The sequence below is a fragment of the Acidisoma sp. 7E03 genome (assembly GCF_054665075.1).
Map to the genome: position 1 here is coordinate 1 of NZ_BAAFHE010000043.1, position 2,255 is coordinate 2,255.

2 protein-coding genes are annotated in these 2,255 nt (G+C 58.0%); one reads left to right on the plus strand and one right to left on the minus strand.

Features of this window, described 5'->3' with window-relative positions:
• Positions 1-903: 903 nt before the first annotated feature.
• Complete coding sequence (locus tag ACYQ6W_RS22535) at positions 904-1,719, minus strand: COG4705 family protein (protein ID WP_459678522.1); 816 nt, start codon at positions 1,717-1,719, stop codon at positions 904-906.
• 191 nt (positions 1,720-1,910) lie between these two features.
• On the opposite strand from ACYQ6W_RS22535, the gene ACYQ6W_RS22540 reads away from it, so the two are divergent.
• Positions 1,911-2,255 (plus strand): COG4705 family protein (locus ACYQ6W_RS22540; protein ID WP_459678524.1); only part of this gene is annotated, 345 nt, incomplete at its 3' end.

Here is a 2,255-nt window from a genome sequence, read left to right on the forward strand (position 1 = left end):
GGCATCGTCGTCGCCAATAAGGCGAAGATCGCCACGCGCAACGTGCGACATTTCGCGGATCTTGATGTCGGGATCATCGATCCGTGGCGGGACGACCCAGTTTGAAGCTTTCGTGGAGTCACACGAGGATGTCTCCTACCGACCCAAGATTGTCGTCCAGTTGCAGATCTTGAGATCTGGAAAGCGGACATTGAACTCTTTGCCGTGACCCTGTTCCAACTCAGGCGACACGAAGACCCGGAGGTCACCATCTTCAGCTTGGTTGACAGCTAGCGTAGTCACCCACAACGTGTGCGCGCCAAGTTAAGGGCGGTAGCCACCTCATCTTGGCGCGCTAAATAAGAGCTTAGCGGGGGACGACTTTGCCGGTAGGGGTCACCATGAAGTCCCCCTTATTTGTCCCAGAGCCCATCCAATCTCCTTTGCCATCAGATTTCAGATGGGACACATTCGCGTAGCCTGCAGCCATCGCATCATATCGTGCCTGCTGCTTTGTGATGGGTCCTGTGGCGCTTTGCGCCGAAGCGAGAACCGGCATTCCAATCATCGCAGTGCAGATTGCCACTGACAGAAATCTCATAGCATCCTCCGATTAGTTTCTGTTGTGCCGCTAAGGCGGGCCGAATTGCTACAGGTGTCGATCGCAAACAGAAGCACATGAATTGAAACAAAGTGTATCGTGCTTATCCGACGAGAATGCATCACGTCTTGCTGAACACCCTAAGGCGTGGTGGCGGCTGCATTTGTAGCGGCGATCTTTGATCAAGTCCCGCTGACAATCTGGACGATCCAGGAGGGCACATAAACGGTTCGACCTCGCTCTGGGGCAACATAAATCAGAGAGACACGAGCACCGCTCGACTCGCTTGGATGCACGCGTCGTCGCAGAATGGCGGAGACAGATCATGAGGTTTCCGTCGGACCTATCACGTTTCGCGTTTCACGAATTGCCTCGTTTCGGCGGGGCAGGCTGAGGACGCACACCAGCACGAGCAGCGCGAGGGTAAGCGTGATCGACACGCATCCGGTTCCGAGGCCCTCGCCTCCCATCTGCCCGGGCTTGCCAGCCCAATCCGCAAAGGAGGCACCGAGCGGTCTGGTCATGATGTAAGAGAACCAGAAGGCGAAGATGCCATTTAGGCGGAAGACGCGGAAGCCAATGGCAGGCGCCAGGAACAGCGCGAGAAAGAGGAAGCCGGAGAGCAGGAAGCCTAGACCGAGGGTCGCCGCCGTCATGTCTCCCGCAGCGGTGCCCAGAGCGAAGGTGGCGCAAACCGTCAGCCAGTAGAAGGCTTCGCGACGCCGCGTCGTGACGTGATGGATCGAAAGCGTTCCCTCGCTCCGCCGCCAAAGCATAAAGACCGCCCCCAGCACAAGCGCAAAGCCGATCGTGGACAGAAGGTAGGGCACCCCGATCACGACATGCAGGATATCGGCCGCCATGGTGCCGACAATCGCGACCATGGCAACGAGCAGCCAGTAGATCCAGGCGATATAGCGCGCTTGCAGGAACTGTAGCACCAGCGCGAGGAGGAAGCCGCCCGTACAGAGCAGCACGGCGAGGGCCGGGTTCCGATGGAAGACGAGATAATCGGAGGTCGCCTCGCCCATCGCCGTCGTGAGAATCTTGATGACCCAAAAGGTGAGCGTAATCTCAGGAACCTTGGACTGCACGAAAGCGCTGAAAAAAGTCGCGGGGTTGGTATTGGATCGAGTCATCGGGCGCCTGTCTCTCCAGCCGGATGGGCCACGCCAGACGGCGCACAGCCGCCGGCCGAGGTCCTTTAGGGCCGGTCACCCCAGATTGTCACCGGACAGAGCCTTACATTGGGAAATCCCAATGTCGGACGCAAACTCTCCCAAGGTTCCTCGTGGCAAGAGAGCGACGATCGCAGCCGAAGGAGCACCCCATGCAGAGCCAGACACTATCCGCAAACTCTCCACACCGTGGTTTATTGAACAAGGTACCGGAAGTGACCTTGATCTTCTGGATCATAAAGATTATGGCGACAACGGTGGGCGAGACGGCCGCCGACTTCATCAACATCCGGTTAGGCCTTGGTCTCTCGGGCACGTCCGTTGTCATGTCTCTCTTGCTTGCCGGCATCATTGTGCAGCAGGTGCGGGTGCCGCGTTACATTCCGTGGCTCTACTGGCTGACCGTCGTCATGGTCAGTGTCGTCGGCACCCTGATTACCGACAATCTCAGCGACAACCTGGGCGTGAGCTTGCTGATCTCGACCCCGGTTTTCGCA

Bases quoted from the DNA above. Each gene is read 5' to 3' on its own strand.
- ACYQ6W_RS22535 (WP_459678522.1), bottom strand. From the start codon at position 1,719: ATGACTCGATCCAATACCAACCCCGCGACTTTTTTCAGCGCTTTCGTG.